The following is a 23,576-nucleotide window of genomic DNA, read 5'->3' as shown; positions in this document are numbered from 1 at the left end:
CCATGTACGCAGGTCTCGAAGCATTCTTCATCACTCTGCTGGTCATCACCGCGGTCGCGATCGCGTGGTTCGCCGGCTTCGTCGTCTACAAGCTGTTCGCGGGCCAGCGCTGATGCCCTTCGCCTTCCCCGAGGGCCTCGCGCCCGAGGTGTACCCGCTCGCGTGGCTCGTGGGCAGGTGGCGCGGGGTGGGCGTGCTGGAGTATCCGGGCGTGACGCGCAGCCGCGTCGTGGCCGACGTCGTCGTCGACCACGACGGCGGCCCGTACCTGCGGTACGAGTCGACGCTGCGCGTGCTCGACGGCGAGGTGCCCGACCGGATCGACCTGGGCGCCCCCGACGCGGACTTCGCGCTGCCCGCCGACGCGCAGGTCGCGGGGGCCACGGTCTGGTCCGCGGAGACGGGGTACTGGCGCGTCTCCACGAAGGCGGTCGACGGCCTCGCCGACGACCAGCACCCCGTCGAGGTCATGCTCGCCGACGCGGCGGGGCGCCTGACGGCGTACTTCGGCTGGGTCGGCCGCGGCCGCGTCGAGCTGACGTCGCAGCGCATGATCCACTCGCCCACCGGCGCGGACGTGAGCGAGTCGCGGCGGCTGTACGGCTCCGTCCACGGGCGGCTGTTCTGGAGCGAGGACCTCGCGGCGTTCGGCAACCCGCTCCAGTCGTACGTCGCGGGCCAGCTCACCCGGCTCGACGCCTGATGGACAGCCCGCTGCTCGCCCGCCACGGCGCCGTGGCGGCGACCGGCCCCGATGCCGGCGTCGCCTGGCACTACGGAGACCCCGTGGCCGAGCAGCGCGCGCTCGCGCGCGCGACCACGACGGGACCCGGCGCGATCGTCGACCAGTCGCACCTGGGCGTCGTCCGCGTGACCGGCCCCGACCGGCTGACGTGGCTGCACGACATCACGTCGCAGGACGTGGCGACGCTCGCCCCACGCACCTCGACCGAGCTGCTGGTGCTCAGTCCCCAGGGGCATGTCGAGCACGCCGCCGGCGTCGTCGACGACGGCGCGGCCACGTGGCTGGTCACCGAGACCGACGACGCCGCCCCGCTGGCCGCATGGCTCGACCGGATGCGGTTCCTGCGCCGCGTCGAGGTCGCGGACGAGAGCGCGCAGTGGGCCGCGATCGGCGAGCCGGTCGCCGCCGAGGGACGCGAGGGCGAGCCGGTGACGTGGTGGGACACGTGGCCGCGCGTCGCCGCGGGCGGTACGCGGTACGGGCCGGCCGAGGCCGAGCACCCTGGGACGGGACGCCCGTGGCGGCTGGTGCTGGTGCCGCGCACGTCGCTCGCCGCCGAGGTCGCCGCACGCGAGGACGCCGGGTGGCGGCTGGCCGGCACCTGGGCCGCCGAGGCGCTGCGGGTCGAGGCCTACCGGCCCCGGCTCGCGCGTGAGGTCGACCACCGCACCATCCCGCACGAGCTCGACTGGCTGCGCACCGCCGTCCACCTGCACAAGGGGTGCTACCGCGGCCAGGAGACGGTCGCCCGGGTCCACAACCTGGGCCGCCCCCCGCGGCGGCTGGTGTTCCTGCACCTCGACGGCTCGGGGCACGTGCTGCCCGAGCCGGGCGCCGAGGTGATGCTGGGCGGACGCGCCGTCGGGACGATGACCTCGGTCGCGCGGCACCACGAGCTCGGGCCCGTGGGCCTGGCCGTCGTCAGGCGCAGCGTGCCCGAGGATGCCGAGCTGCTGGTCGTGGGCGAGATCTCCGGCGAGCGCGTCGAGGTCGCCGCAGCGCAGGAGGTCGTCGTGCCGGGCGAGGGTGTCTCGGCCGACCGGCCCGCCGCGCGCGGGCCCGTCGCGCGGGGGCTGTCCGCACCCGGCCACCGCGGCCTCGGAGCCCTGTGAGCGATGCGTCCTGTCGCACCGAGGCCGTAGGGGAGCACCGCCATGAGCCAGAGCGCCGAGGACGCCTCGGGCCGTCTCGCGGGCCGCGTCGTGCGGCGGCTCGTGCTGCGGGCGCGGGCGCGTCAGGGCGTCTCGCGGGTGCGCACGTCGTTCTGGCCGATCGTGCAGGCCGCCGCCGCGGCGGGCACCGCCTACCTGCTCAGCGGGTGGCTTCTCGGGCACGCGCAGCCCTTCTTCGCGGCCATCGCCGCGTGGGCGTGCCTCGGGTTCACGCTCGACCGTGACGTGCGCAAGATCGCCGAGGTCGCGTTCGGCGTGACCGTCGGCGTCGGCGTCGGCGACCTCGTGGTGCAGCTCATCGGCTCGGGCTGGTGGCAGCTGTCCACGGTGCTCGTCGTCGCGGCCGTCCTCGCGCGGTTCGTCGACCGGGGCGCCGTGCTCGCGGCGCAGGCGGGGACGCAGGCCATCGTCGTCGTCGGGCTGCCCTCACTGACCGGAGGGCCCTTCGGCCGGGCCGGCGACGCACTCGTGGGCGGCGCCGTCGCGCTCGCCGTGGCGCTGCTGACCCCCGCCGACCCGCGGCGCGGGGTGCGAACGCTCGGGAACGTGGCGACGACGGCGCTGGCCTCCGTCGTCGAGCTCGCGGCAGGTGCCGTGCGGGCCGGGGACGAGGACGGGCTGCACGCCGCGCTCGTGCGGGCGCGCACCGCCGACCCCGCGCTGTCGGAGTGGCTCGACCGCGCGCAGCACGCGGTCGAGCAGGCCCGGGTGAGCGTCAACCGCGTCCACCGCGACGACCTCGAACGGCTCGGGGCGCAGGCGGTGCTGGTCGAGCGGGCGATGCGCACCGTGCGCGTCCTGGTGCGGCGCGCACCCTACGAGCTGCGCAACGCGTCCGCGGCGGACCGGGCCGCGCTGGCCGACCTTCTGGACAGGTACGCGGCCGGGGTGCGGCTGCTCGCCTCGGCGGTCACGACCGGGCAGGACGCCGCGGTGGCGCGCACGACGCTCACCGACCTCGCCGGGTCCCTCGACCCGCACGCGACCACCCAGGACTGGGGCACGCAGGCGCTCGTCCTGCTGCTGCGCTCGCCCGTCGTGGACGTGCTCGAGGCCGCGGGGGCCGGACCGCGCGAGGCGAGGGAGGCGCTCGGCGAGCTGTGACCCGGGCCCACCGCTCGGGCCTCGAGCGGGTCGTTGCGCGCCGCGGCGGGCGGGAACGTCGGCCACGCCCCGGACCGATGGCCGTGGTCCCTGGCCCCGGCCCACCGGTGGCGGTAGCGTCCCGTCCCATGGAGGTCGCCGTCAGCGCGCTGCGCGCCGAGCTCAAGTCCTGGATCGAGCGGGCCCGCGCCGGTGACGAGATCATCATCACCGACCGCGGGGTGCCGGTCGCGCGGCTGACCGGGATCGCCGCCGCCGACCTGGTGCAGGGGCTCGTCCGCGACGGCCTGCTGACGCCGGCCCAGCTCCAGCGCGGCGCCCACGAGGTGCCGCCGGAGCTGCCGTCGAGCGTGGGGGCGGCCGGCGCGCGGGCCGCGGTCTCGGGCCTCGTGCGCCGCATCCGGCGCTGACCTGCGCCGCGACACCAGGGAAAGGGGCCGCGCCGTGGCCGTCGTCTACTTCGATGCGTCAGCACTGGTCAAGCTCGTCGTGCGCGAGAGCGGGTCGGCGCTCGCGTCGGCGCTCTACACGCGCGCCGACGTCGCCGTCACCAGCCGCATCTCCGACGTCGAGGTGCGTGCCGCGCTCGCGGCCGGTCACCGCTCGGGGCTGCTCGACGACGTCGCGCACGCCGACGCCGTCGACGCCTGGCAGCGGCTGTGGCCGTCGCTCGCCGTCGTCGAGCTGTGCGACCAGGTCGCGCAGGCCGCGGCCGGGCTGCTCGCGGACAGCACGCTGCCGCTGCGCGCGGGCGACGCGATGCACGTGGCGTCCGCTCTCACCGTCGCGCACCCCGAGACGATCGTCGCGGCCTGGGACGACCACGTCGCTTCGGCCGCGAGGGCCCACGCGCTCACCGTCGTCCCGTAGGGTCAGCGCTGTGAATCTCCTGGGATCGGTGCAGCTGCTCGTGCTGACGGTGCTCGCCGTCGCCGTGTTCGTGGTGCAGGTCGTCGCGCTCGTCGACGCCGCGCGCAGGCCGGCGCGCGCCTACACCGCCGAAGGCAAGCGCACCCGCGGCTTCTGGCTCGTCGTCCTGGGCATCGCGGCCGTGATCGGGCTGCTGGGCCTTCCCCGATGTACGCCACCAGCAGCACGTTCCTCAACCTCATCGCGCTCGCCCCGGCGCTCATCTACTGGTACGACGTGCGCCCGGCGATCAAGCCCTACGGCACGGGCGGCCCCCGGAAGCCGCAGGGCCCGCAGTGGTGACCCTCGCGCGCGGCGCCGGCGTCCTGGCGGAGGTGGTGCGCGGCGGCCTCGTCGAGTCCGTCCACCTGGGCCACCTCGTCGTGCTCGACCCCGCGGGCACGCCGCTGCTCACCGTCGGCGACCCCGACGCCGACATCTACCCGCGCTCGACGCTCAAGCCCGTGCAGGCCGTGGCGATGCTGCGACGCGGCTTCGAACCCGCCGACGACGGCCAGCTCGCCCTCGCGGCCGCCAGCCACAGCGGCGAGCAGGTGCACCGGGACGGCGTGCGCGCAATGCTGGCCGCCGCGGGCCTCGGGCCCGAGGCGCTGGCGAACACTCCCGGGCTGCCGCTCGACCCGCGCGTGGCGCTCGACTGGCAGCGCGCAGGCGGCGGCCCGGAATCGCTGACCCAGGACTGCTCGGGCAAGCACGCCGCGATGCTCGCCACGTGCGTCGCCGCGGGCTGGGACACCGCGAGCTACCTCGACCCGGCGCACCCCCTGCAGGCCGAGATCGCCGCCACCGTCGCGAAGCTGACGCGGGACGAGACGCGCGACCCGCGCCCGCCTCACGTCACGGTGGACGGGTGCGGCGCGCCGCTGTGGTCGACGTCGCTGCGCGGGCTCGCCCTCGCCTACGGCCGGCTGGTCCTCGCCGCTGCGGGGACGCCGGAGCGCCGGGTGGCCGACGCGATGGTGGCGCGCCCCGAGATGGTCGCGGGCGACGGCCGTGAGGTCACCGCGGCCATGCGGGCCGTGCCGGGGCTGGTGTGCAAGGACGGCGCCGAAGCGGTGTTCGCGGGAGCGCTGCCCGACGGCGTGTCGTTCGCGGTCAAGGTGCTCGACGGCTCGTTCCGGCCAGGACCCGTGATCCTGGCCGCGGTGCTGCGCGCGGCCGGGGCGCTCGACGTCGCCGGAGCGGACGCGCACGCCCTGACCACCCTCGGGACGGTTCCCGTCCTCGGCCACGGCCGACCGGTGGGCGAGGTGCGGGTGCCACTGCGGCAGGACCTGGAGGCATGACCGGATGAGGGCCGTGCTGCAGCGCGTCACCCGCGCGAGCGTGAGCGTCGCAGGCGACGTCGTCGGCGCGATCGACCGGCCCGGCCTGGTCGCGCTCGTCGGCGTCACGCACGGCGACGGCCCCGCCCAGGCGGACACGATGGCGCGCAAGATCGCCGAGCTGCGCATCCTGCGCGACGAGCGCTCGGCGCTCGACGACGGCGCTCCCGTGCTGGTGGTCAGCCAGTTCACGCTCTACGGCGAGGCACGCAAGGGCCGGCGGCCGAGCTGGAGCGCCGCCGCACCCGGGCCGGTCGCCGAGCCGCTCGTGGACGCCGTCGTCGCAGGTCTTCGCCAGCGCGGGCTCGAGGTCGCCACGGGCACGTTCGGGGCCGACATGGCCGTCGAGCTCGTCAACGACGGGCCCGTGACGCTGCTCCTCGAGGTCTGAGCGCCCGCGCGGGCGCCCGATGTGCGCCGGGCCGCCCGGGAAAGGGGGGACCGACGGCCCCGGTGGACCGCACCACCAGGGCCGTCGTCGCCGTCGCGCAAGCGTCCGTCAGGCGCGGCGACGCCTGGTCAGCACGACGGCAGCCGTGCCGAGCACGAGGAGACCGGCCGCCACGAGGGCGAGCCGAAGGGCCTCGGTTCCCGTGCGCGGTAGCGCGGCGGTCCTGTGAGAGACCGCTTGCGCCGTCATCGGGGTGGATCCCGGAGGGTTCGTGCTGCAGCTGGGCGACGAGGGCGGGTAGGCCACGGTCGTGGTCGCCTCGGGGTTGACCACGAACTTCACGTCGACCGACGGACGAACCCAGTCGTACTCGTCACCCTCGACCCAGGTGTCGCCCTCGAGGCGCCAGCCCGGCCAGTCGACCGCCCTGCCCTGGGCGTCGACCTCGGCTCCGGGCCACCTCACCCGGCCCGTGAGCGGCAGGTTCGGCAGGACGACGTCCGGGCCGTTCGGGTTCAGCCACGTGATCGTCACCGTGGTGTTCGGGGTGCCCGTGGGCACGACCGCGTACCGCAGGTACGGGACGTCGCCGTCACAGATGGGATCGAGCACGGTCAGGGCGAGCGAGGACATCAACTCCGGGGGATACAGCACCGTCGCCGCAGGATCGGGCGTCGGCTCGGCCGTCGGTTCGGCCGATGCGGGACCGCCCACGGCGAGGATCAGCGTGGCCCCGAGAGCGGCCGCAGCCGCGACGCCGATCCGTCCGCGTGCGCGGAGCCACTGTGCGTTGCTGCACGTCGTAGCGGTCATGTCAGGTCCCTTGTCGAGTGTGGTGCCGAGGAGCGCTCGTAAGTTCACGCTAGGGCTACCGGGCGATCGGGGGCATCACCCTGCCGGGGTGAAACGGCCGGGATCCGCAGGTTCACCCGGACGCCGCGGCCAGGTCTCATCGGGCCTCCGGGCACACCGGGACGGGCACGACGTGCAGACCGCCCGCGTGCGCCGTCGGCGTCGACCACAGATCCAGCGTCCCCGCAGGCTGGGGCCCCTCGCCCCGGCTCGAGGCCGCCGACGCGGTCGACTCGACGCGCAGCGTCGTGGTCTCACCGGGGGCGAGGGTGATGGTTCCCGACGCGATCGAGCGGCCGCGCAGCGGGTGCGTCTCCATGCCGAGGACGACGCCGTCGCGGTGCAGCCGTGGCGTGGGCGCACCGACCGGCCCGGCCAGGCGCACCACGGTGCGGACGATGCCCTGCGGGTCGATCCCGTTGGGCCATCCCGCCACGTACGTCGGCAGGGTGGCGGCGTCCGCAGGGGCCGTCGACGTCAGCGTGACGTCGACCGTGTCGACCCGCCCGGCGTCCGTGCAGGTCGAGGACACGAGCGTGACCGACGAGTCGAGGAACCAGCTCATTTTCCCGGAGATCGCGTCGTCGAAGAACACCCCGACGGCGTCGGCCGCACGCGGGGAGGACAGGAACGTGCCCCCGAGCACCGTCCCGGCCAGCCGCGCCTGCTCGTCGGCCCGCGCCGACCAGACCAGGACGCGATGGTCGTCCGCTCCAGCGGCGAGCGCCTTCACCAGCGCGGACGCGCCGACGTCGGCCGACTCCAGCCGCGCGGCCGTCGCGGCGACCAGCGACCCGAAGAAGGTGTCCGCGTCGTGCGGGCCGAGCGCGAGCGACACGTACACGTCGTGCTCCAGGAGCTGGACCGCGTTGTCGGCGCTCACCGAGACGCTCGGCATGCCCAGGCGCGCGGCGCTCGCCGCCGGAAGCGGCACGTCGACCGGTCCGGTGGCCGCCAGGAGGCGGGCGAGGGCGACGGGGTCGGTGGCGACGACGCCGTCGACCTGCTCACCGTGCGTCTGGGCCCACATGCGTGCGGCGAGCGCCGCCGTCGTGGGGAACTCCGGGGTCATCGTCACGTCCTGGACGAACCGGGCCGGCCGGTCGGAGAAGACCGCCGTCGTCTCGGGGTCGAGACCCTCGACCGGCGTCGTGAACGTCGGCACGTCCGTCGCCGCGACCTGGGTGATCACCTCGACGCGGCCGCCGTCGGCACGCAGCAGCACGGCCGAACCGACGATGCCGCCGCCCGAGCGCAGCTCGGCGTTCGTCATCGCGAGCACCAGGTACGTGCGCGGCCCGTCGGCACCGAGCATCGGCGGCACGAGCGTGGCGGCGCGGCCGGCCGTCGTGACCATCGAGCCGATGCCGTCGAGCCGCGCGCGCAGGGTGTCGAGCGGACCGGCGAGCCGGGGCAGCAGCCGCTGGCCGTCGATCCGGCCGAGGCTCGCGGTGGCGGCGTCCATGGCGGTCTGCGCGGTGGTCAGCCGGGGCGCGACGCGCGTGAGCGCGGCCAGGTCGATCCCGCCGTCCTCGGTGCGCTGGATGCCGGCGACGGTGGCGCGCACCTCGACGAGCGCGGGAGCCACGTCACGGGCGACGTCGTCGAGCGCGGCAGCGATGCGCGCCACGGCGTCGATGTTGGGGCCCGCCACGGGCAAGCGGGCGCCGATCGCCCACAGCGGGCCGTCCGTGTGCGCGCGGGCGACTGCGGTGTCGCGCCGGAGCGCCGCGAGCTGGGCCTCGAGCGCGGCCGGGTCGCCGCCGTCGGCGAGGTCCCGCTCGACCTGGGGGACCCGCCCGGCGGCGTCGTCGAGGGCGCGCTGCGCGGTCCGGGCGTCGCGGGCGAGCAGCAGGGCGGCGACGGCGATCGCCACGACCAGGGCGGCGGCGACGAGGAGTACCACCCGGCGGGCGCGGCGACGGGTGCGGCGGCGCTGCGCCGCCGGGCCGGGTTCCGGGCGGACGCCGGCGCTCGCCGCGGCCGGCACGGGACCGGGGACCGTCAGGGGCTGCTCCGTCGACACGGACACTCACGCTAGGTCGGGTGCGGCGGCCGGTCGGCTGCCCGACGGGGTGAACAGCGGATGAAACGACACCGTGCGCCGCGACCGTGCAAGGACCGCGCGGGCGGCGACACAGTGGGGGCATGGACCGGTCCCGCGTGGCCGACGGCCGCGACGACGCGGCGTGGTTCGACGTGCTCTTCGAAGAGCACGCCGCGGCGCTGCACCGCTACTTCGTGCGGCGCCTGCCCGACGGCGGCACGCGCGCCGACGCCGCCGAGGACCTCGCCGCCGAGGTGCTCGCCACCGCGTGGCGCCGCCGCGACGACGTCCCGCGCGGGGCCGAGCTTCCGTGGCTCTACCGCGCCGCCGGCTATGTGCTCGCCAACCACCGGCGCAAGGCGCGCGCGGTGCCGCTCGCCGTCGTGCCCGAGGTGCCCGACGACGTCGACCCGGCCGCGCTTGCGGTGGCGGACGACCGGGTGCGGCGCACGCTCGCGCTCCTGACGCCCCGCGATCGGCAGGTGCTGCTGCTCGTCGCCTGGGACGGTCTGGGTCGCGACGACCTCGCGGCCGTGCTGGGCATCTCGCGCGGCGGTGCCGACGCGGCCCTGTCACGGGCGCGGGCACGGCTGCGCGAGGCGTGGGAGGACGCGCGACCGGACGCGGCGAGCGGCGAGTCGTGAGTGCGCCGGCGCGGCCGGGCGCACGGGACCGGGCGCACGGGACCGGGCGCACGGGACCGGGCGCACGGGACCGGGCGCGCGGGATCGGGCGGAGACCGCAAGCGGTCGGTGGGTCACGACACAGACAGGGAACACCGGCAGGTGCGGGCGGTGAACCGACGGCGCCCGGCGCGGCCGTGCGGGCCGAGGTGAGGAGGTCGTCATGAACGAGGACGCGTCGCAGGGTGCAGGGGGTCTGGGGGGAGACGAGGCGTACGAGCGGCTGGTCGGCGCGGACCCGGGCGCTGGTGCGGCACCGCGTCGGGGCGTCCTGCGCGCGAAGGTCGAGGTGCAGGTCGCGGATGGTGCCTCGGCGGGCGAGGCTCGCGGGACCCCTCCGGGGGGCGCCGTGCCGGAAACCGTGCCGGAAACCGTGCCGGAAGCTGCGCCAGGCGGTGTGCCTGCCGCCGTGGACGCCACCCTGCCGACCGGCGCTGCCGGGACCGGTGCCGCCGGCCGACGCGCGTGGCGGCACCGCCGGGCGCCCGCGCTGGTTGCCGCGGCCGTCGCAGGCGCGGTCGTGCTCGGAGGCGGGGGGTACGCGCTCGGGGTCCTGACGGGCGGCGGGACCGCGGGAGACGCGAGCGCCGTCGCCGACGCCGCCGGGTTCGCGGTGCCAGGGTCGGCGCAGCGGCCCGTGCCCGCGATCGGGTCTGCGGCGGACGGTGCGCTGTCGGCGGGCGAGCAGGCCACCGAGCCTGCGCGCGATTCGGGTGCGGCGCCGAGCGCCGCCGGGAGCCGTGCCGCCTGGTATCCGTTCGTGGGGCACACCGTCTTCCGCGGCGTCGGCCTGCCCGAGGAGGGCGGCAGCGCCGCGGTGTTCGCGTTCGACGCCGGAGGGGCTGCGAACGCCGAGACGGCGGCGCGCGTCGCGCGGGCGCTCGGGGTCGCGGGCGAGCCGCGCCGGCAGGGGCAGCAGTGGTTCGTCGGCCCGGACGAAGGCTCGGGCCCGCAGGTGTGGCTGCTGGGCGACGGCCGCGCCTCCTTCGGGTACGCGAACCAGGTGATCGACCCGTGGTCGTGCGCGGCCCCGGACGTCGCGGGCGCATGCCGGACGCCGGCGCCGACGTCGGTCGACGACGCCGGCGCGGCGACCGCCCTGGCCGACGCCATGCGGGCGCTCGGGCTCGACCCGGGACAGTTCGAGGTCGCCGTCGCACCACGCGGCGACAAGGACGCGGTGCGCCAGGTGACGGCACGGCGCGTGGTCGGGGGCACCCTGAGCGACGACCAGTGGATCGCGACCGTCGCCGACGCCGGGATCGTGTGGCTCGACGGCGCGCTCGCCGACGTCGTCGAGCTCGGCACGTACGCCGTCGTCAGCCCGGCGGAGGCGGTGCGGCGGCTCGGCGACCCCCGGTTCGGGGCGTCGTCGGCCGTCATGCCGCTCGGGACCGAGGATCGTGCGGTCGCCTCCGCGGACGGTGCCTCCGCAGACGGTGCCTCCGCAGACGGTGCCTTCGGCGACGGCGCCCCCGCAGACGCCGTCCCGGCGCCGCCGGCGGCGGGCGCGCGGATCGCCTGGCCGGTGAGCGAGGTGACCATCACCGGGGCGCGGCTCGGGCTGACCGAGCTGTGGACGGCGCAGGGCGCGGTGCTCTTCGTGCCCGCCTACGAGCTGACGGACGCCGACGGGCACACGTGGTCGGTGATGGCCGTAGCGGACGACGCGCTCGACTTCTCCGTCCCTGACCGCTGAGGCACGAGCCGAGGCACGAGGAAGGGCGGCGCAGGCGGGCGCGGCGGGTTAGTTTCGGGGGTGGCGCCGCACGACGCCACCCCCACTCCGTCACGAAGAGGTCTCCATGCCCATCCGTACCGCACGCACCGCCTGGAACGGCACGCTCGAGCAGGGCGCCGGCCAGGTCGAGCTCTCCAGCTCGGGCGCGGCGACGTTCGACGTCTCGTTCCCGCGCCGCGCCGCCGACGACGCCGAGGGCGTCACCAGCCCCGAGGAGCTCATCGCGGCCGCCCACTCGGCGTGCTTCGCGATGCAGTTCTCGGCCGACATCGCTGCGGCGGGCGGCACGCCCGAGCAGATCGAGGTCACCGCCGACGTCACGCTCGGCCCGGACCCGGCGGGCGGCTTCCGCATCCCGCGCATCGCGCTCACGGTCACGGGCTACGCGTCGGGTCTCGACGAGGCCGGGTTCAAGGCCGCCGCCGAGAGCGCCAAGGCCGGCTGTCCGGTCTCCAAGGCCCTGGCCTCCGTCGCCGAGATCACCCTCGCGGTCACCTTCGAGTCCTGACCCGCACCGGCTCGCCGTCCCTCCTCGCGAGGTGGTCTCCGTCCCGCGGGGAGGGTGACGGTGGGGCGGCGGCGCGGGGCGAGCGTCGCCGGGCGGGGGTGGATGCAAGAATCGGGCCGTGCCTGGAGCTATGACCTCGACCGAGAACCAGAGTCCTGACGCTCCCCGCCCCCGGGCCGGTGAGGCGAACGAGGCGGAGCGTGCGGCCGCTGCCGCGCGGGAGGCCGTCGCCCAGGCGCTGCGCACCGTCGTCGTGACCGGTGCGGTCGAGACCGGTGCGCGACGGCGCGCCGAGTACGCGACCGACGCCTCCAACTACCGCGTGGTGCCCGACCTCGTGGTGTTCCCCGCGACCGAGGACGAGTTCGTCGCCGCGCTCGACGTGCTGCGTGAGCTGAAGGTGCCGGTCACCGCCCGCGGCGCGGGCACCAGCGTCGCGGGCAACGCTGTCGGGCCGGGCGCCGTCATCGACCTGTCGCGGCATCTGCACCGCGTGGTGAGCGTCGACGTCGACGCCCGCACCGCCGTCGTCCAGCCCGGCGCGGTGATGTCGACGCTGCAGAAGGCCGCTGCGGGGCACGGCCTGCGGTTCGGCCCGGACCCCTCGACGCAGAACCGGGCCACGCTCGGCGGCATGATCGGCAACAACGCGTGCGGCCCGCACGCCGTCGCGTACGGGCGCACGGCGGACAACGTCGTCGCGCTCGACGTCGTCGACGGCCGCGGGCGGCGCTTCCTGGCGGGCGCGGGCGACCCGGAGTTCCCGCAGGTCCCGGGCCTCAAGGAGCTCGTCCGGGACAACCTCGCGCTCATCCGCACGCAGTTCGGGCGGTTCGGCCGGCAGGTGTCGGGGTACTCGCTCGAGCACCTGCTGCCCGAGAACGGCTCCGACCTCGCCAAGGCCCTGGTGGGCACCGAGGGCACCTGCGTCACGGTGATCGGCGCGACGCTGCGGCTCGTGCCGCTGCCGCAGCAGCCCACGCTCGTCGTGCTCGGGTATGCGGACATGCCGTCGGCGGCCGACGACGTCCCCGCGCTGCTCGCGGTCGGCTCCCAGGAGGCGGGCACGGCTGCCCTGGCGATCGAGGGCCTCGACGCGCGCCTGGTGGACGTCGTGCGCAAGGCGCGCGGCGCCGACGCCGTCCCGCCGCTGCCCGACGGCGCGGGCTGGCTCATGATCGAGGTCGCCGGCGCGACCCCTGAGGACGCCGTGCGCAACGCCGAGGCCGTGGTCGCGGCGTCGAGCGCGGTGGCCTCGCAGATCCACGCCGCGGGACCCGAGGCCACCAAGATGTGGCAGATCCGGGCCGACGGCGCGGGCCTGGCCGGGCGCACCCCCGCGGGCGAGCAGGCGTGGCCCGGCTGGGAGGACTCCGCCGTCCCGCCCGAGAAGCTCGGGGCCTACCTGCGCGACCTCGACGCGCTCATGGGGCGCTACGGCGTCGACGGCCTGCCCTACGGGCACTTCGGCGACGGGTGCGTCCACCTGCGCATCGACCTGCCGCTCGAAGCGTCGGGCTCGGTGCTGCGCACGTTCATGACCGAGGCCGCCGAGCTCGTCGCCCGCTACGGCGGTTCCCTGAGCGGCGAGCACGGCGACGGCCGCGCACGCTCCGAGCTGCTGCCGCTCATGTACAGCCCCGAGGCGATCGCGCTGCTCGAGCGGTTCAAGGCGTTGTTCGACCCCGACGACGTGCTCAACCCCGGCGTCGTCGTCCACCCCGCGGCGGTCGACGCCGACCTGCGCCGCCCGCAGGCCCGCCCGACGCCCTCGCGCCAGCGCATCGACGCGCGCGACGGCGGCGCGCGGTCCTCGGGCGCCCTGCGCGGCATCGAGAAGGTCGCGGGCCACGCGGGCTTCTCGTTCCAGCACGACCACCACGACCTGACGACGGCGGTCCACCGCTGCGTCGGCGTCGGCAAGTGCCGCGCCGACAACCACGCCGGCGGCGGGTTCATGTGCCCCAGCTACCAGGCCACCAAGGACGAGAAGGACGTCACGCGCGGCCGCGCCCGCGTGCTGCAGGACGCCGTCAACGGCAAGCTCATCGGCGGGCTCAACGCCGTCGAGGTGCGGCAGTCGCTCGACCTGTGCCTGAGCTGCAAGGCCTGCTCGGCCGACTGCCCGGCCGGGGTCGACATGGCGCAGTTCAAGTCGGAGGTGCTGCACCGCACCTACAAGGGGCGCGTGCGCCCCGTCGACCACTACGTGCTCGGCTGGCTGCCGCGCTGGACCAGGCTCATCGGACCGTTCGCGCCGCTGGTCAACAAGGTGCTGGGCGTGCGCGCCATCGCCAAGGCGGTGCTCTGGCTGGGCGGCATGGACCCGCGCCGGCAGATGATGACGTTCGCCGAGGTGCCGTTCCACACCTGGTGGAAGCGTGGCGGGGCCACGCACGGCGTGCCCGGTCTCTCGCACCGGCAGGAGCCCGGCCGGCCGGCCCCGCAGGGCAACCCGCGCGTCGTGCTGTGGACCGACTCGTTCAGCGACGCCATGGCGCCCTCGGTGCCGAAGGCCGCAGTCAAGGTGCTCACCGCGGCGGGCTACGACGTCGTCGTGCCCGACCAGGAGGCGTGCTGCGGCCTGACCTGGATCTCCACCGGCCAGCTCGACGGCGCCCGCCGCCGCCTGGCGAACCTGCTGTCGGTGCTGGGGCCGTACGCGGTCAACGGCGTGCCGATCCTCGGGCTCGAGCCGTCGTGCACCGCGGTGCTGCGCTCCGACCTGCTCGACCTGTTCCCCGACGACCCGCGCGCGGCCGCCGTCGCGGCCGCCACGCGCACGGTCGCCGAGCTGCTGACCGAGCCCGAGACCGCCCCGCGGCCCGAGACCGGATGGACGATGCCCGACCTGAGCGACCTCAAGGCCGTCGTCCAGCCGCACTGCCACCACCACTCCGTCATGGGCTACCAGGCCGACGAGAAGCTGCTGCGCGACGGCGGTGCCTCCATCGAGGTGCTCGCCGGCTGCTGCGGGCTGGCCGGCAACTTCGGCATGCAGAAGGGCCACTACGACGTCTCGGTCGCCGTAGCGGAGAACGCGCTGCTCCCCGCGCTGCGCGCAGCCGACGAGGGCACCGAGTACCTCGCCGACGGCTACTCGTGCCGGACGCAGGCCGTGCAGCTCGCGGGCGTCGAGGGCAAGGCGCTCGTGGAGGTCATCGCCGAACGGTTGTGACCTGCGCGCGGTCCGTGCCGTGCGCGGTCCTCCGTGCGCCGGGTGGCCGCCGGGACCCGGCGAGCGCCAGACCCCGAGACAACATTCGGTTCGAGATCGGGCATCGGCCAGATGCCACGTAGTCTGCCGGGCGTGACACTCCAGCTCCTGCCGTTCCCGGCTGCCGACTACGCCGCCTGGCGCACCGCGCAGCTGGCGCGTCGTCGGCGTTGGCAGTTCGGCCCGCTGTGCGGCGACGAGGAGGCCGCGGCGGTGCAGGCGCGCACCGCCGTCGACGAGCTCGCACCCGCGGAGGGACTCTCCGGCACCAAGCTCCACCGCGTCCTGGATGACGACGGCGACGCCGGCTGGGTGTGGCTGTCGCGTCAGGAGTCCGACCTGCTGGTGCTCGACGCCGAGGCGACGTGCCCCGCGGACGCTCTCCTGGTCCTGCTGGAGTCGCACGCACGCGCCGGCGACGCGACGGCCATCGTGCTCGACCGGATGGCCGCGGCACCGACGACGGCGGCGCTCGCGGCCGTGCCCGGGTTCACGACGGTGAGCCAGACGATGGTGCTCGACCTGTCCGCCGGCCCCGGCGAGGCGCGCGGCGAACCTGAGGCCGCCGTGCTGCGACCCATGACCGAGACCTCGTTCGACGCCTACCTCGACGCGGCGATCGACGAGTACGCGCGCGAGATCCGCAGCACCGACCACGTCGCGTGGAGCGAGGCCCTCGACCACTCGCGCAAGGACTACGAGGACCTGCTGCCGCAGGGCCTGCGCTCGGCCGGGCACGTGCTGCTCGACGTCGTCGAACGCTCGACCCAGGTGACCGTGGGCGCGCTGTGGCTCGAGGTGCGCCCGCCGTCGGCCGCGTTCGTCTACGACGTGTACCTGCACCCCGGTGCGCGCGGTGTCGGGCTGGGGCGGTCCGCCGTGCGCGCGGGCGCCGAGTGGTGCCGGCAGCGGGGGTTGAGCGTGCTGGGGCTGAGCGTGCTCGGCCACAACACCGCGGCGCGTGCGCTGTACGACTCGCTCGGGTTCGTCGTCGTGGTCGAGGCGCTGCGCTGGCCGGTCCCGCCGGCGCCCCCGGTGACCGGGCCGCGCTGACGGGCTGTGCTGACGGGGGGTGCTGACGGGCTGCGACGATGGTGGCATGGACTTCCAGGATGTCGTGCGACGACGGCGCATGGTCCGCTCGTTCACCGACGAGCCGCTGACCGGTGAGCAGGTCGAACGGATCCTCGGCAACGCGGTGCGCGGCCCGTCGGCGGGGTTCACGCAAGGGTGGGCGTTCCTCGTGCTCGAGACCGCGGCCGACCGTGACCGCTTCTGGGCCGCGGCCACCCCGGCGTCGTCGGCACGCGACCTGAGCACGTGGCGTGCGGGGCTGCGGCGGGCACCGCTCATCGTCGTGCCGATGGCCTCCAAGGAGGCCTACCTGCGCCGTTACGCCGAGCCCGACAAGGCGGGCGCGCGGCTCGCGACCCCGGGCGCGTGGACGCCGCAGGACGAGGCGCGGTGGCCGGTGCCGTACTGGCACGTCGACGTCGGCATGGCGTCGCTGCTGATGCTGCAGACGGCCGTCGACCTGGGGCTGGGCGCGTGCTTCTTCGGCATCGGCGGGCCCGAGCGCCCGGCGTTCCACGCCGCCTTCGACGTGCCGGGCGCGTGGGAGCCCACGGGCGTCGTCGCCGTCGGGCACCCCGACGAGCCCGCGGCGGGGGATCGCCCGCGCGGCGGGCGCGGCGCCCGCTCGACGAGGTCGTGCACCGGGGGAGGTTCTCGGCGGCTGGGTGACGCGCGGCCGGCGGCGAAAGGGCGGCGGCGTGCGGGGGTGCGGTCAGGGACGGGCGGTGCGGCCGGGGCCGGCCAGGCGTGCGCGCAGGGGCGCGGGCAGGTCGGCCCAGTCGTCGAGCGTGTCGAGGTCCGCGGCCGTCCCCGGGCGCCGCACGACGACGGCGCCCAGCCCGCGGCGCGCGGCCTCGGCCTCGTGCGCGGCACGCGAGCCCGCGCCGAACCGGAAGCCGAAGGCGGCGCCCGCGGGCAGCACCAGCAGGTTGGTGCCCGTGCCGTGCCTGTCGGTGGCGATCACGACCGGGGCAGCGGGAGGTCCCGTGCGCGCGGCCAGGAGTGCGGTGACGTCGTCGGGAGCGAGCGACGGCAGGTCGGCGTGCGCGACGAGCAGCGTCGCCGCGGGCGCGTGCGCGCGCACGTGGCCGCGCGCGAGGTCGACCGCGGCGTTGAGCCCGGGCCGCCCGCGGCGCTGGTCGAGGACGCTCACCGTCACGGGGTGACCGGAGGCCGGGCGGGGCGGGGCCGGCGGGCCGTGCCGGGCGGGGGAGGTGGCCAGGACGGTCTCGGCGACCCCGGCCAGCGTCTGCGTCACGAACGCCGGGTCGGTCGTGACCACGACGATCCCGTCGATCGGCGCGGCGCCCGCGAGCGTCCCCACGACGTGCCGGGCAAGCTCCGTGACGACCCGCCGCCGCGCCGACGGGGTCAGTCCCGTCGCGAGCCGCGACTTGCCGCTCACGCCGTCGCGCAGCGGGACGACGGCGACGACGGACTCGCCGCTCACGGCAGCGGGTGACCCGCGACGGCGAGCAGCTCGCGCGCCAGGCGCTCGCGGCCCGCTGCGCCGCCCATGATGGTGTCGGTCACGACGACGTCGAAGCCCAGGTCGCGGATCGCCGGGGCGAGCGCGGCGTCGGCGTCGTCGACCACCATGACGTCGACCAGCCCGGTGTACAGGCGCGCGACGCCGAGCGCCGAGACGTCGTGCCCGAGCGTCTCGAGGATCTGGGCCGCCGGGCCTTTGACGGCCTGGCCGCCGACGATCGGGCTGACCGCGACGCGGCGCGCCGTCGTCGTGCGTACGGCCTCGCGCACGCCTGGCACGCCCAGCACGGGAAAGACGGACAGGAACGGGTTCGACGGCGCGACGACGAGCACGTCCGCGCCCGCGACGGCGTCGAGCACGCCGGGTGCCGGGCGTGCCTCCTCGATGCCCTCGAAGACGACGTCGAGCACGGCGTCGGCGTGCCGGCGGCGCACGAAGTACTCCTGGAACGCCAGGCGCCCGGAGGGGGTGTCGACGAGCGTGGCGACGCGGTCGTCGGTCACGGGCAGCAGCCGGGCCGTGACGCCGAGCGCCGCCGCGAGCTGTGCGGTGACCTCGCTCAGCGCGGCGCCCGCGCGCAGGCGGGCCGTGCGTGCGATGTGCGTGGCGAGGTCCTTGTCGCCGAGCGTGAACCAGGTGTCCTCGCCGAGCGCGGCGAGCTGGGTGAGCGTCGCGTAGGTCTCGCCGCGCAGCCCCCAGCCGCGCTCCTCGTCGTTGAGCCCGGCGAGCGTGTACAGCACGGTGTCGAGATCGGGGGAGATCCACAGGCCGTGCAGCTCGGTGTCGTCGCCGACGTTCACGACGACGTCGGGCCGCACCCCGGCGAGAACCACACCGTGCGCCACCCGGGCGCCGCCCACGCCACCGGCCAGCACTGTCACCCGAGGCACACCCACGCTCCGAGCCTACGCGCCCGGACGCCCGCACCGGCCCCGCCGGCAACGTCTGTGCATAACCACTCGCGGCCCGGCCCGGGGGAAGATAGGGGGATGGCTGTGTTCGCGTTTTCCGTGGCGCCCCTCGGGGCGGGCGAGTCCGTTGCCGACCAGGTGGCCGAGGCGGTGCGCATCGTGCGGGCGTCCGGGCTGCCCAACCGGACGACGTCGATGTTCACCGAGATCGAGGGCGAGTGGGACGAGGTGATGCCCGTCATCAAGGCGGCGACCGACGCCGTCGGTGCCGGAGGGCGCCGCGTGTCGCTCGTGCTCAAGGCGGACATCCGCCCGGGGTTCACCGGGCAGCTCGACGCGAAGGTCGCACGCGTGGAGGAGCGCCTCGCCGCGGACGACGTGACCCGAGGCTGAGGTCACCCGAGACTGAGGTCACCCGAGGCTGAGGTCACCCGAGGCCGGCGTCGACCGCGTGCCACGCCCGCCGGAGCGGGCCGCGCCGGGGGCGTGCCGCACGGGCGAGGTGAACGCTTTCTCCGGACCGGATGATGGCGCTCGCGCCAGAACGACGAGCGTTTGCGCGCCTGTGGTCAATCTGTGTGTTCGCACCCCCCTGAGGCTCGCGTGTGACGCGTAGGGTATGCGGCGGCGCGCGCTCGCGGGTCTCGTCATCCAGGACGGTGCGGGGCCTGTTCTCTGCTGAGCCGCACGATCGACCGACTTGACGGAGGTGGGAGCCCCTTGCCGCTCTTCGAGGTGGACAGGGACCGTCCCCAGGTCGTCGCGGGGCCGGGTTCCGGCGTCGGGACGACGGCGCACCGGGTCGTCGACACGCACATCGACGGGCTGCTGGGTGAGCAGATCTTCCCCGTCGCCCAGGGCAGCGCTCCCCACGAGCCGCACCTGCTGGCGCTCGACGCGACCGGCACTCCCGTCGTGGTCGAGCTCGTCTCCCGGCTCGACGACGCCGCGCTCTCACGCGCCCTGGACCACGCCGGCGCCGCGGGCCGCATGACGCTCAGCCAGTTCGCGGCGCGCTACAGCGGCGGCGCGCAGGCGTTCCGGCGCGACGTCGCCGGGTTCTACGACTCGGTGCCGGTCACGCGTTCGCAGCCGGGCCGCGGCGGGGCACGGCTCATCGTCATCTGCCAGGACGCCGACGACGACGTCCTGAACGCGGTCGACTTCCTGAGGCAGCCGTTCATGCCGGTCGAGGTGCTGCGGCTGGGCGTGGTGCACGGGGCCGACGGCCGGAGGTTCGTCGACGTCTCGCCGCTCGTGATCCACCCTGGCTCGGCCCCCGACCGGCCGCGGATCGTGAGCGGCACCGAGGGCGAGCCCGCGGTGCGCGCGGTGGGGCCGGCGCCCGACCGCGTCCCGACGGCCGCGGTGCCGGTCGTCACGGCCGAGCCCGGTGCCGGGCAGCCGCTGCCCGTGCAGGCCCGTCCGGACGCGCCTCGCGGAGTCGCGCGGGACGGGGGCGCGACACCCGCGTCGGCGACCGTGCGGGTGCGGCGGCGTTCCCGGCGTGACCGGTTCACGACGCCGGCGGACGCCCCCGCGGGCGCACCGGTCGATGCGCGGGTCGATGCGCGGGTCGATGCGCGGGTCGATGCGCCGGTCGACGCTCTGGGCTCGGCGGTGGGCTCGGCGGTGGGCTCGCCGGTGGGCTCGGCGGTGGGCTCGGCGGTGGGCTCGGCGGTGCCGGCTGCGCAGGCGCAGCCGGAGGGTGCCGCGCCCGGATCCGAGGTGACGCCGCAGCACGTGCCGCAGCCCGTGCCGCCCCGGGTGTCGCGCGCCACGATTCACCGGCGGCCCCCGCTCGCGTTCGCCGGCGGACCCGAACCCCGCGCTGAGGCGACGTCGGCGACGACGGCGACCGCGATCACGACCTCGGGCCTCGCGCAGGGCCCGGCCGCCGATCTCGTTCCCCCCGCGCTCGCCCACCACGCCCCGGGCGCTGCCTGGTCGCCGACGCCGCGTCGCCGCCGCACGCCGACCGCGCCCGACTCCAGCCGCGTCCTGAGCTCCTGGAGCCCGGCCGACGCCTGGGACCCGGACTCGGGGGAGGACCCGGTCCCCGCGGTCGCGGAACCCGTGGCGATCGCGTTCGGCGAGGTGTTCTCCGCGGCCAGCGGCACGAGCCGCCCCGCCGGGCCGGCCCTGCCCGGCGCGCCGGCGCGGGCCGAGGCTCCGTTCGAGCCGCCGCGGCTGAACGACGGCCCCGCACCCGAACCGTGGTGGCTTCCCACCGCGGGTGGGTCGCGCGCGTGGGACGCGCCGTCGCCGCCGATCGTGCTCGACGAGGCCGAGGATGCGGACCTGGCCGCGCTCGCCGAGCGTCTCGGTGCGGCGACGACGCTCGTGTGGGAGCGTCCGCGGCGCGGGCAACGCTTCGTGGCGACGCTGCACCCGGACGGCAGCATCGAGCTTCCCGACGGCAGCCGGTACCGCCACCCGGACGTCGCGGCGAGCGCTGCGTCGGGCGCCTACACCGCGGAGGGCTGGTCCGTGTGGCGGGTCGGCGGCAGCGCCGGCCGCACTCTCACGGAGGAGTTCCGGGCGCGGTTCGCCTGACGCGCGCCCGGTGTCGCGTGCCCGCTCAGGGCAGCACGACGAGCTTCCCGGTCTGCGCACCCGCGGCCATCCGGTCGAGCGCCCGCGAGGTGTCCGCCAGCGGGTACTGCGAGTCGATGACGGGTCGCACACCGGTGCGGGCGCAGAACGCGAGCAGCGCGGCGAGCTCGGCGCGCGAGCCCATGGTCACGCCACGCACGGCGATCTCCTGGAAGAAGATCCGCGTCAGCTCGGCCCCGGGCGCGTCACCCGAGGTCGCCCCGCACACGGCGATCGTGCCGCCGGGCTTGACCGACCGCACCGAGTGCGCCCACGTCGCCTGCCCGACCGACTCGACGACGGCGTCCACGCGCGCCGGCACGCGCGCACCCGTCTCGACGGCGTGCGCGGCGCCCAGCGCCAGCGCCCGCTCGCGCTTGTCGGCCGACCGCGACGTCACGGTGACCTCCAGCCCGGCGGCAGCACCCAGGACGATCGCGGCGGTGGCGACGCCGCCTCCGGCGCCCTGCACCAGCACCGACTGGCCAGGGGTGAGCCGGGCGACCGAGAACAGCATCCGGTAGGCGGTCAGGTACGCCGTCGGCAGGCAGGCGGCCTCGGCGAAGGTGAGCTCGGCCGGCTTGGGCAGCAGGTTCGCCGTGGGCACGGAGACGTACTGGGCGAGCGTGCCGTCGTACCGTTCGGAGAGCAGCGTGCGCGGCTCACGCGGCCCGACGCCGTGCCCGTCGGCCCCGATGACGCCGTGGACGACCACCTCGGTGCCGTCGGGCGCGATGCCGGCGGCGTCCGTGCCGAGGATCATCGGGAGCTGCTCGGCCCGCAGGCCCACGCCACGCAACGACCACAGGTCGTGGTGGTTGAGGCTCGCGGCCCGCACCTCGACGACGGACCAGTGCGCGCGTTCGGCGGGTTCGGGCCGCTGCCCCACCTCCAGGCCGTCGACGGGGAGTCGGGCGAGAACCGGGCGGCGTAGGCGGCGAGCATGCGGCCAACCTAGCCTGCGGGCCTCGACCGGGTGTCACGTCGGGCGATGAGCGCCGCGATGCCCGGAGTCTGGCGCCAGCGGGGTCCGTTCAGCCCTGCTGCGTGCCGACGTCGAACACCCAGGAGATGCCGAACCGGTCGGTGAGCTGCCCGTAGTGGTCGCCCCACGGTGCGAGCTCGAACGGCAGGATCTCGGTGGCGCCGTCGAGCAGCTTCTCGTAGGCGCCGCTGATGTAGGCGAGGTCGTCGGGGCCGCCCGTGAGGGCCACGGTGACGCCGGGCGTGGCGGGGACGTGCGGCATCATCGATCCCGCGTCGGACGCCATGAGCGTGAGCCCGCCGGGCGTCTCGAGCTGGCCGTGCATGACGAGTGTGGCGTCCGTCTCGCTGACGTCGGGGAGACCGGGCATGTCGCCGTACGTCATCACGTTGAGCTCGCCGCCGAGCACCGCCTGGTAGAGCTCGAGCGCGTCGCGTGCCGTGTCCTTGAAGCTGAGGTAGGGGTTGAGCTTGGCCATGTCGGGCTCCTGGGGGTGCGAACGGAGTGCTGCCACGTCGTACGACGACGTGGCAGCGCGAGGCTCATCGCGGAGCCCGCTCCTCAGTGTGCGACTCTCAGCCCGCCGTCCGCACCCGTTCGCCGACCTCCAGGGACTCCAGGAACTCGCGCACGATCGGGCCGAGCTGGTCGAACTCGATGAGGAACCCGTCGTGCCCGTACGGGCTGGTGATGATGCGCAGGTCGTCGGCGCCGGGAACCCAGCGCGCGATGCGTGCGGACTGCACCGGGGGGAAGAGCCGGTCGGAGTCCACGGCGACCACGAGGGTGCGGGCCGCGATCTGCCCGAGCGCCTGTTCGACGCCGCCGCGGTCGCGTCCCAGGTCGTGGGTGTTCATCGAGTCGGTGAGCACCAGGTAGGAGTTGGCGTCGAACCGGCGGGCCAGCTTGTCGCCGTGGTGGTCGAGGTAGGACTGGACGGCGTACCGGCCGTCGGTCAGGGGGTCCTCGCCGCCCTGGGGCAGCCGCCCGAAGCGCGTGTCGAGCTCGTGCGCCGAGCGGTAGGTCGTGTGCGCGATCTGCCGCGCGACCGCGAGGCCCGCGTGCGGGCCCTGCCCGTCGGGCTGGTCGTAGTAGCTGCCGTCGTGCCAGCCCGGGTCGAGCCGGATGGCCGCGAGCTGCGGGTGGGACCAGGCGATCTGGTCGGCGCTGGTCTGCGCCGTCGTCGCGATGGCGGCCAGGCCCCGCACCTCGATGCCGGCCTCGGGGCCGAGGACCGCCCACTCGAGCGCGCGCAGCCCGCCCATCGACGCGCCGACGACGAGCTGCCAGCCGGTGATGCCGAGCTCGCGTGCCAGCCGCACCTCGACGGCGACCTGGTCGCGCGTGGTCACGCGCGGGAAGCGCGCCCCCCAGGGCCGCCCGTCGGGGGCCGCCGACGACGGCCCCGTCGACCCCTGGCAGCCGCCGAGGACGTTGGGCACGACGACGTAGTACCGGTCGGTGTCGATGGGTTTGCCGGGCCCCACCATGTCGTCCCACCACCCGGCCGTCACGTGGCCGGGCCCCGCCGGTCCCGCGACGTGGGAGTCGCCGGTCAGGGCGTGCAGCACCAGCACGGCGTTACGGCCGCCGGCGTCGAGGGTCCCGTAGGTCTCGTAGGCCAGCGTCACGTCGGGCAGCAGCCCGCCGCCCTCGAGCTCGAGGCCACCCAGGGCGGCGAACTGCCGCCGCCCAGGGTCGTCGCCGTCGCGCCACGCGCCCGACGCCGGCACGGCCGCCTTGATGCGGGCGCGTGAGGCGATCGCCGTCGGCCGCAGGGCGGGACGGGCGGGCGTGGGGGTGG

Annotated in this window: 21 protein-coding genes and 3 pseudogenes; 17 read left to right on the top strand and 7 right to left on the bottom strand. The window is 75.9% G+C overall.

Going from position 1 to position 23,576, the window contains the following annotated elements; all coding sequences use genetic code 11:
- The first annotated feature begins 112 nt into the window (after positions 1-112).
- From ET495_RS11070 to dtd, 9 genes and pseudogenes are all read left to right on the top strand, one after another.
- On the top strand, positions 113-703 hold the full coding sequence (locus tag ET495_RS11070; RefSeq protein WP_129204859.1) for a heme-binding beta-barrel domain-containing protein: 591 nt from the start codon (positions 113-115) through the stop codon (positions 701-703).
- Positions 703-1,857 carry a CAF17-like 4Fe-4S cluster assembly/insertion protein YgfZ gene (gene ygfZ / locus ET495_RS11065; RefSeq protein ID WP_129204858.1) on the top strand — a complete coding sequence of 385 codons (1,155 nt, stop codon included), beginning with the start codon at positions 703-705 and terminating at the stop codon, positions 1,855-1,857. Before ET495_RS11070 ends, ygfZ begins: the two co-directional genes overlap by 1 nt.
- Before the next feature lie 42 nt (positions 1,858-1,899).
- The gene (locus tag ET495_RS11060; protein WP_129204857.1) at positions 1,900-3,021 is read left to right on the top strand and encodes an FUSC family protein; all 1,122 of its coding nucleotides are present in this window, start codon (positions 1,900-1,902) and stop codon (positions 3,019-3,021) included.
- A 128-nt stretch (positions 3,022-3,149) separates the two neighbouring features.
- Positions 3,150-3,431, top strand: a complete 282-nt coding sequence (locus ET495_RS11055) for a type II toxin-antitoxin system Phd/YefM family antitoxin (RefSeq protein WP_129204856.1) — start codon at positions 3,150-3,152, stop codon at positions 3,429-3,431.
- Positions 3,432-3,465: 34 nt separating this feature from the next.
- The gene (locus ET495_RS11050; protein WP_129204855.1) at positions 3,466-3,891 is read left to right on the top strand and encodes a type II toxin-antitoxin system VapC family toxin; all 426 of its coding nucleotides are present in this window, start codon (positions 3,466-3,468) and stop codon (positions 3,889-3,891) included.
- 10 nt (positions 3,892-3,901) lie between these two features.
- A pseudogene (locus ET495_RS18780) lies at positions 3,902-4,027 on the top strand (DUF2516 family protein); the annotation flags it as partial.
- 71 nt (positions 4,028-4,098) lie between these two features.
- Positions 4,099-4,233 (top strand): DUF2516 family protein, encoded by a 135-nt coding sequence (locus ET495_RS18775; protein WP_245993033.1) that lies wholly within the window; start codon positions 4,099-4,101, stop codon positions 4,231-4,233.
- A complete protein-coding gene (locus ET495_RS11040; RefSeq protein WP_342770097.1) occupies positions 4,230-5,237 on the top strand; it encodes an asparaginase in 1,008 nt (335 codons plus the stop codon). The genes ET495_RS18775 and ET495_RS11040 overlap by 4 nt, the downstream gene beginning before the upstream one ends.
- 4 nt (positions 5,238-5,241) lie before the next feature.
- Positions 5,242-5,667 carry a D-aminoacyl-tRNA deacylase gene (gene dtd, locus ET495_RS11035; protein ID WP_129204853.1) on the top strand — a complete coding sequence of 142 codons (426 nt, stop codon included), beginning with the start codon at positions 5,242-5,244 and terminating at the stop codon, positions 5,665-5,667.
- A gap of 108 nt (positions 5,668-5,775) precedes the next feature.
- On the opposite strand, the gene ET495_RS11030 is transcribed toward dtd, so the two are convergent.
- Positions 5,776-6,480, bottom strand: coding sequence for an LPXTG cell wall anchor domain-containing protein (locus ET495_RS11030; protein WP_245993032.1), 705 nt, complete (start codon positions 6,478-6,480; stop codon positions 5,776-5,778).
- 136 nt (positions 6,481-6,616) lie between these two features.
- Positions 6,617-8,545 (bottom strand): DUF4012 domain-containing protein, encoded by a 1,929-nt coding sequence (locus ET495_RS11025; RefSeq protein ID WP_129204852.1) that lies wholly within the window; start codon positions 8,543-8,545, stop codon positions 6,617-6,619.
- Between the two features lie 122 nt (positions 8,546-8,667).
- On the opposite strand from ET495_RS11025, the gene ET495_RS11020 reads away from it, so the two are divergent.
- The 6 genes and pseudogenes from ET495_RS11020 to ET495_RS10995 form a co-directional block, all read left to right on the top strand.
- Positions 8,668-9,210 (top strand): RNA polymerase sigma factor, encoded by a 543-nt coding sequence (locus ET495_RS11020; protein ID WP_129204851.1) that lies wholly within the window; start codon positions 8,668-8,670, stop codon positions 9,208-9,210.
- 202 nt (positions 9,211-9,412) lie between these two features.
- Positions 9,413-10,948 (top strand): hypothetical protein, encoded by a 1,536-nt coding sequence (locus ET495_RS11015; protein WP_129204850.1) that lies wholly within the window; start codon positions 9,413-9,415, stop codon positions 10,946-10,948.
- 106 nt (positions 10,949-11,054) lie between these two features.
- Complete coding sequence (locus tag ET495_RS11010) at positions 11,055-11,498, top strand: OsmC family peroxiredoxin (protein ID WP_129204849.1); 444 nt, start codon at positions 11,055-11,057, stop codon at positions 11,496-11,498.
- Between the two features lie 130 nt (positions 11,499-11,628).
- Positions 11,629-14,676: an FAD-binding and (Fe-S)-binding domain-containing protein gene (locus ET495_RS11005; RefSeq protein ID WP_129204848.1), complete on the top strand. Its 3,048-nt coding sequence runs from the start codon at positions 11,629-11,631 to the stop codon at positions 14,674-14,676.
- A gap of 132 nt (positions 14,677-14,808) precedes the next feature.
- Positions 14,809-15,768 (top strand): GNAT family N-acetyltransferase, encoded by a 960-nt coding sequence (locus ET495_RS11000; protein ID WP_162616444.1) that lies wholly within the window; start codon positions 14,809-14,811, stop codon positions 15,766-15,768.
- A gap of 46 nt (positions 15,769-15,814) precedes the next feature.
- Positions 15,815-16,303, top strand: a pseudogene (locus tag ET495_RS10995) (nitroreductase family protein); the annotation flags it as partial.
- Between the two features lie 198 nt (positions 16,304-16,501).
- Here ET495_RS10995 and cofC read toward each other — a convergent pair.
- Together cofC and cofD are read right to left on the bottom strand one after the other, a co-directional pair.
- The gene (gene cofC / locus ET495_RS10990; RefSeq protein WP_129204846.1) at positions 16,502-17,239 is read right to left on the bottom strand and encodes a 2-phospho-L-lactate guanylyltransferase; all 738 of its coding nucleotides are present in this window, start codon (positions 17,237-17,239) and stop codon (positions 16,502-16,504) included.
- Entirely contained in the window at positions 17,236-18,177 is a 942-nt protein-coding gene (cofD, locus tag ET495_RS10985; RefSeq protein WP_129204845.1) for a 2-phospho-L-lactate transferase, read from the bottom strand. The genes cofC and cofD overlap by 4 nt, the downstream gene beginning before the upstream one ends.
- A gap of 93 nt (positions 18,178-18,270) precedes the next feature.
- Between cofD and ET495_RS10980 the strand changes: the two genes are divergently transcribed.
- Complete coding sequence (locus ET495_RS10980) at positions 18,271-18,585, top strand: MTH1187 family thiamine-binding protein (RefSeq protein WP_129204844.1); 315 nt, start codon at positions 18,271-18,273, stop codon at positions 18,583-18,585.
- A 327-nt stretch (positions 18,586-18,912) separates the two neighbouring features.
- A complete protein-coding gene (locus ET495_RS19175) occupies positions 18,913-20,748 on the top strand; it encodes a restriction system modified-DNA reader domain-containing protein (RefSeq protein WP_281276122.1) in 1,836 nt (611 codons plus the stop codon).
- Between the two features lie 25 nt (positions 20,749-20,773).
- Here ET495_RS19175 and ET495_RS10965 read toward each other — a convergent pair.
- The 3 genes and pseudogenes from ET495_RS10965 to metX form a co-directional block, all read right to left on the bottom strand.
- Positions 20,774-21,732: pseudogene (locus ET495_RS10965) on the bottom strand (zinc-binding dehydrogenase).
- 89 nt (positions 21,733-21,821) lie between these two features.
- Complete coding sequence (locus tag ET495_RS10960; RefSeq protein ID WP_129204842.1) at positions 21,822-22,250, bottom strand: VOC family protein; 429 nt, start codon at positions 22,248-22,250, stop codon at positions 21,822-21,824.
- 97 nt (positions 22,251-22,347) lie between these two features.
- Positions 22,348-23,550, bottom strand: a complete 1,203-nt coding sequence (metX, locus tag ET495_RS10955) for a homoserine O-acetyltransferase MetX (RefSeq protein WP_245993443.1) — start codon at positions 23,548-23,550, stop codon at positions 22,348-22,350.
- Positions 23,551-23,576 lie beyond the last annotated feature (26 nt).

The sequence above is a fragment of the Xylanimonas allomyrinae genome, assembly GCF_004135345.1.
Taxonomy (GTDB): Bacteria; Actinomycetota; Actinomycetes; order Actinomycetales; family Cellulomonadaceae; genus Xylanimonas; species Xylanimonas allomyrinae.
The sequence above is the reverse complement of the archived record's forward strand: the minus strand, read 5'-3'. Positions and strand labels throughout refer to the sequence as shown.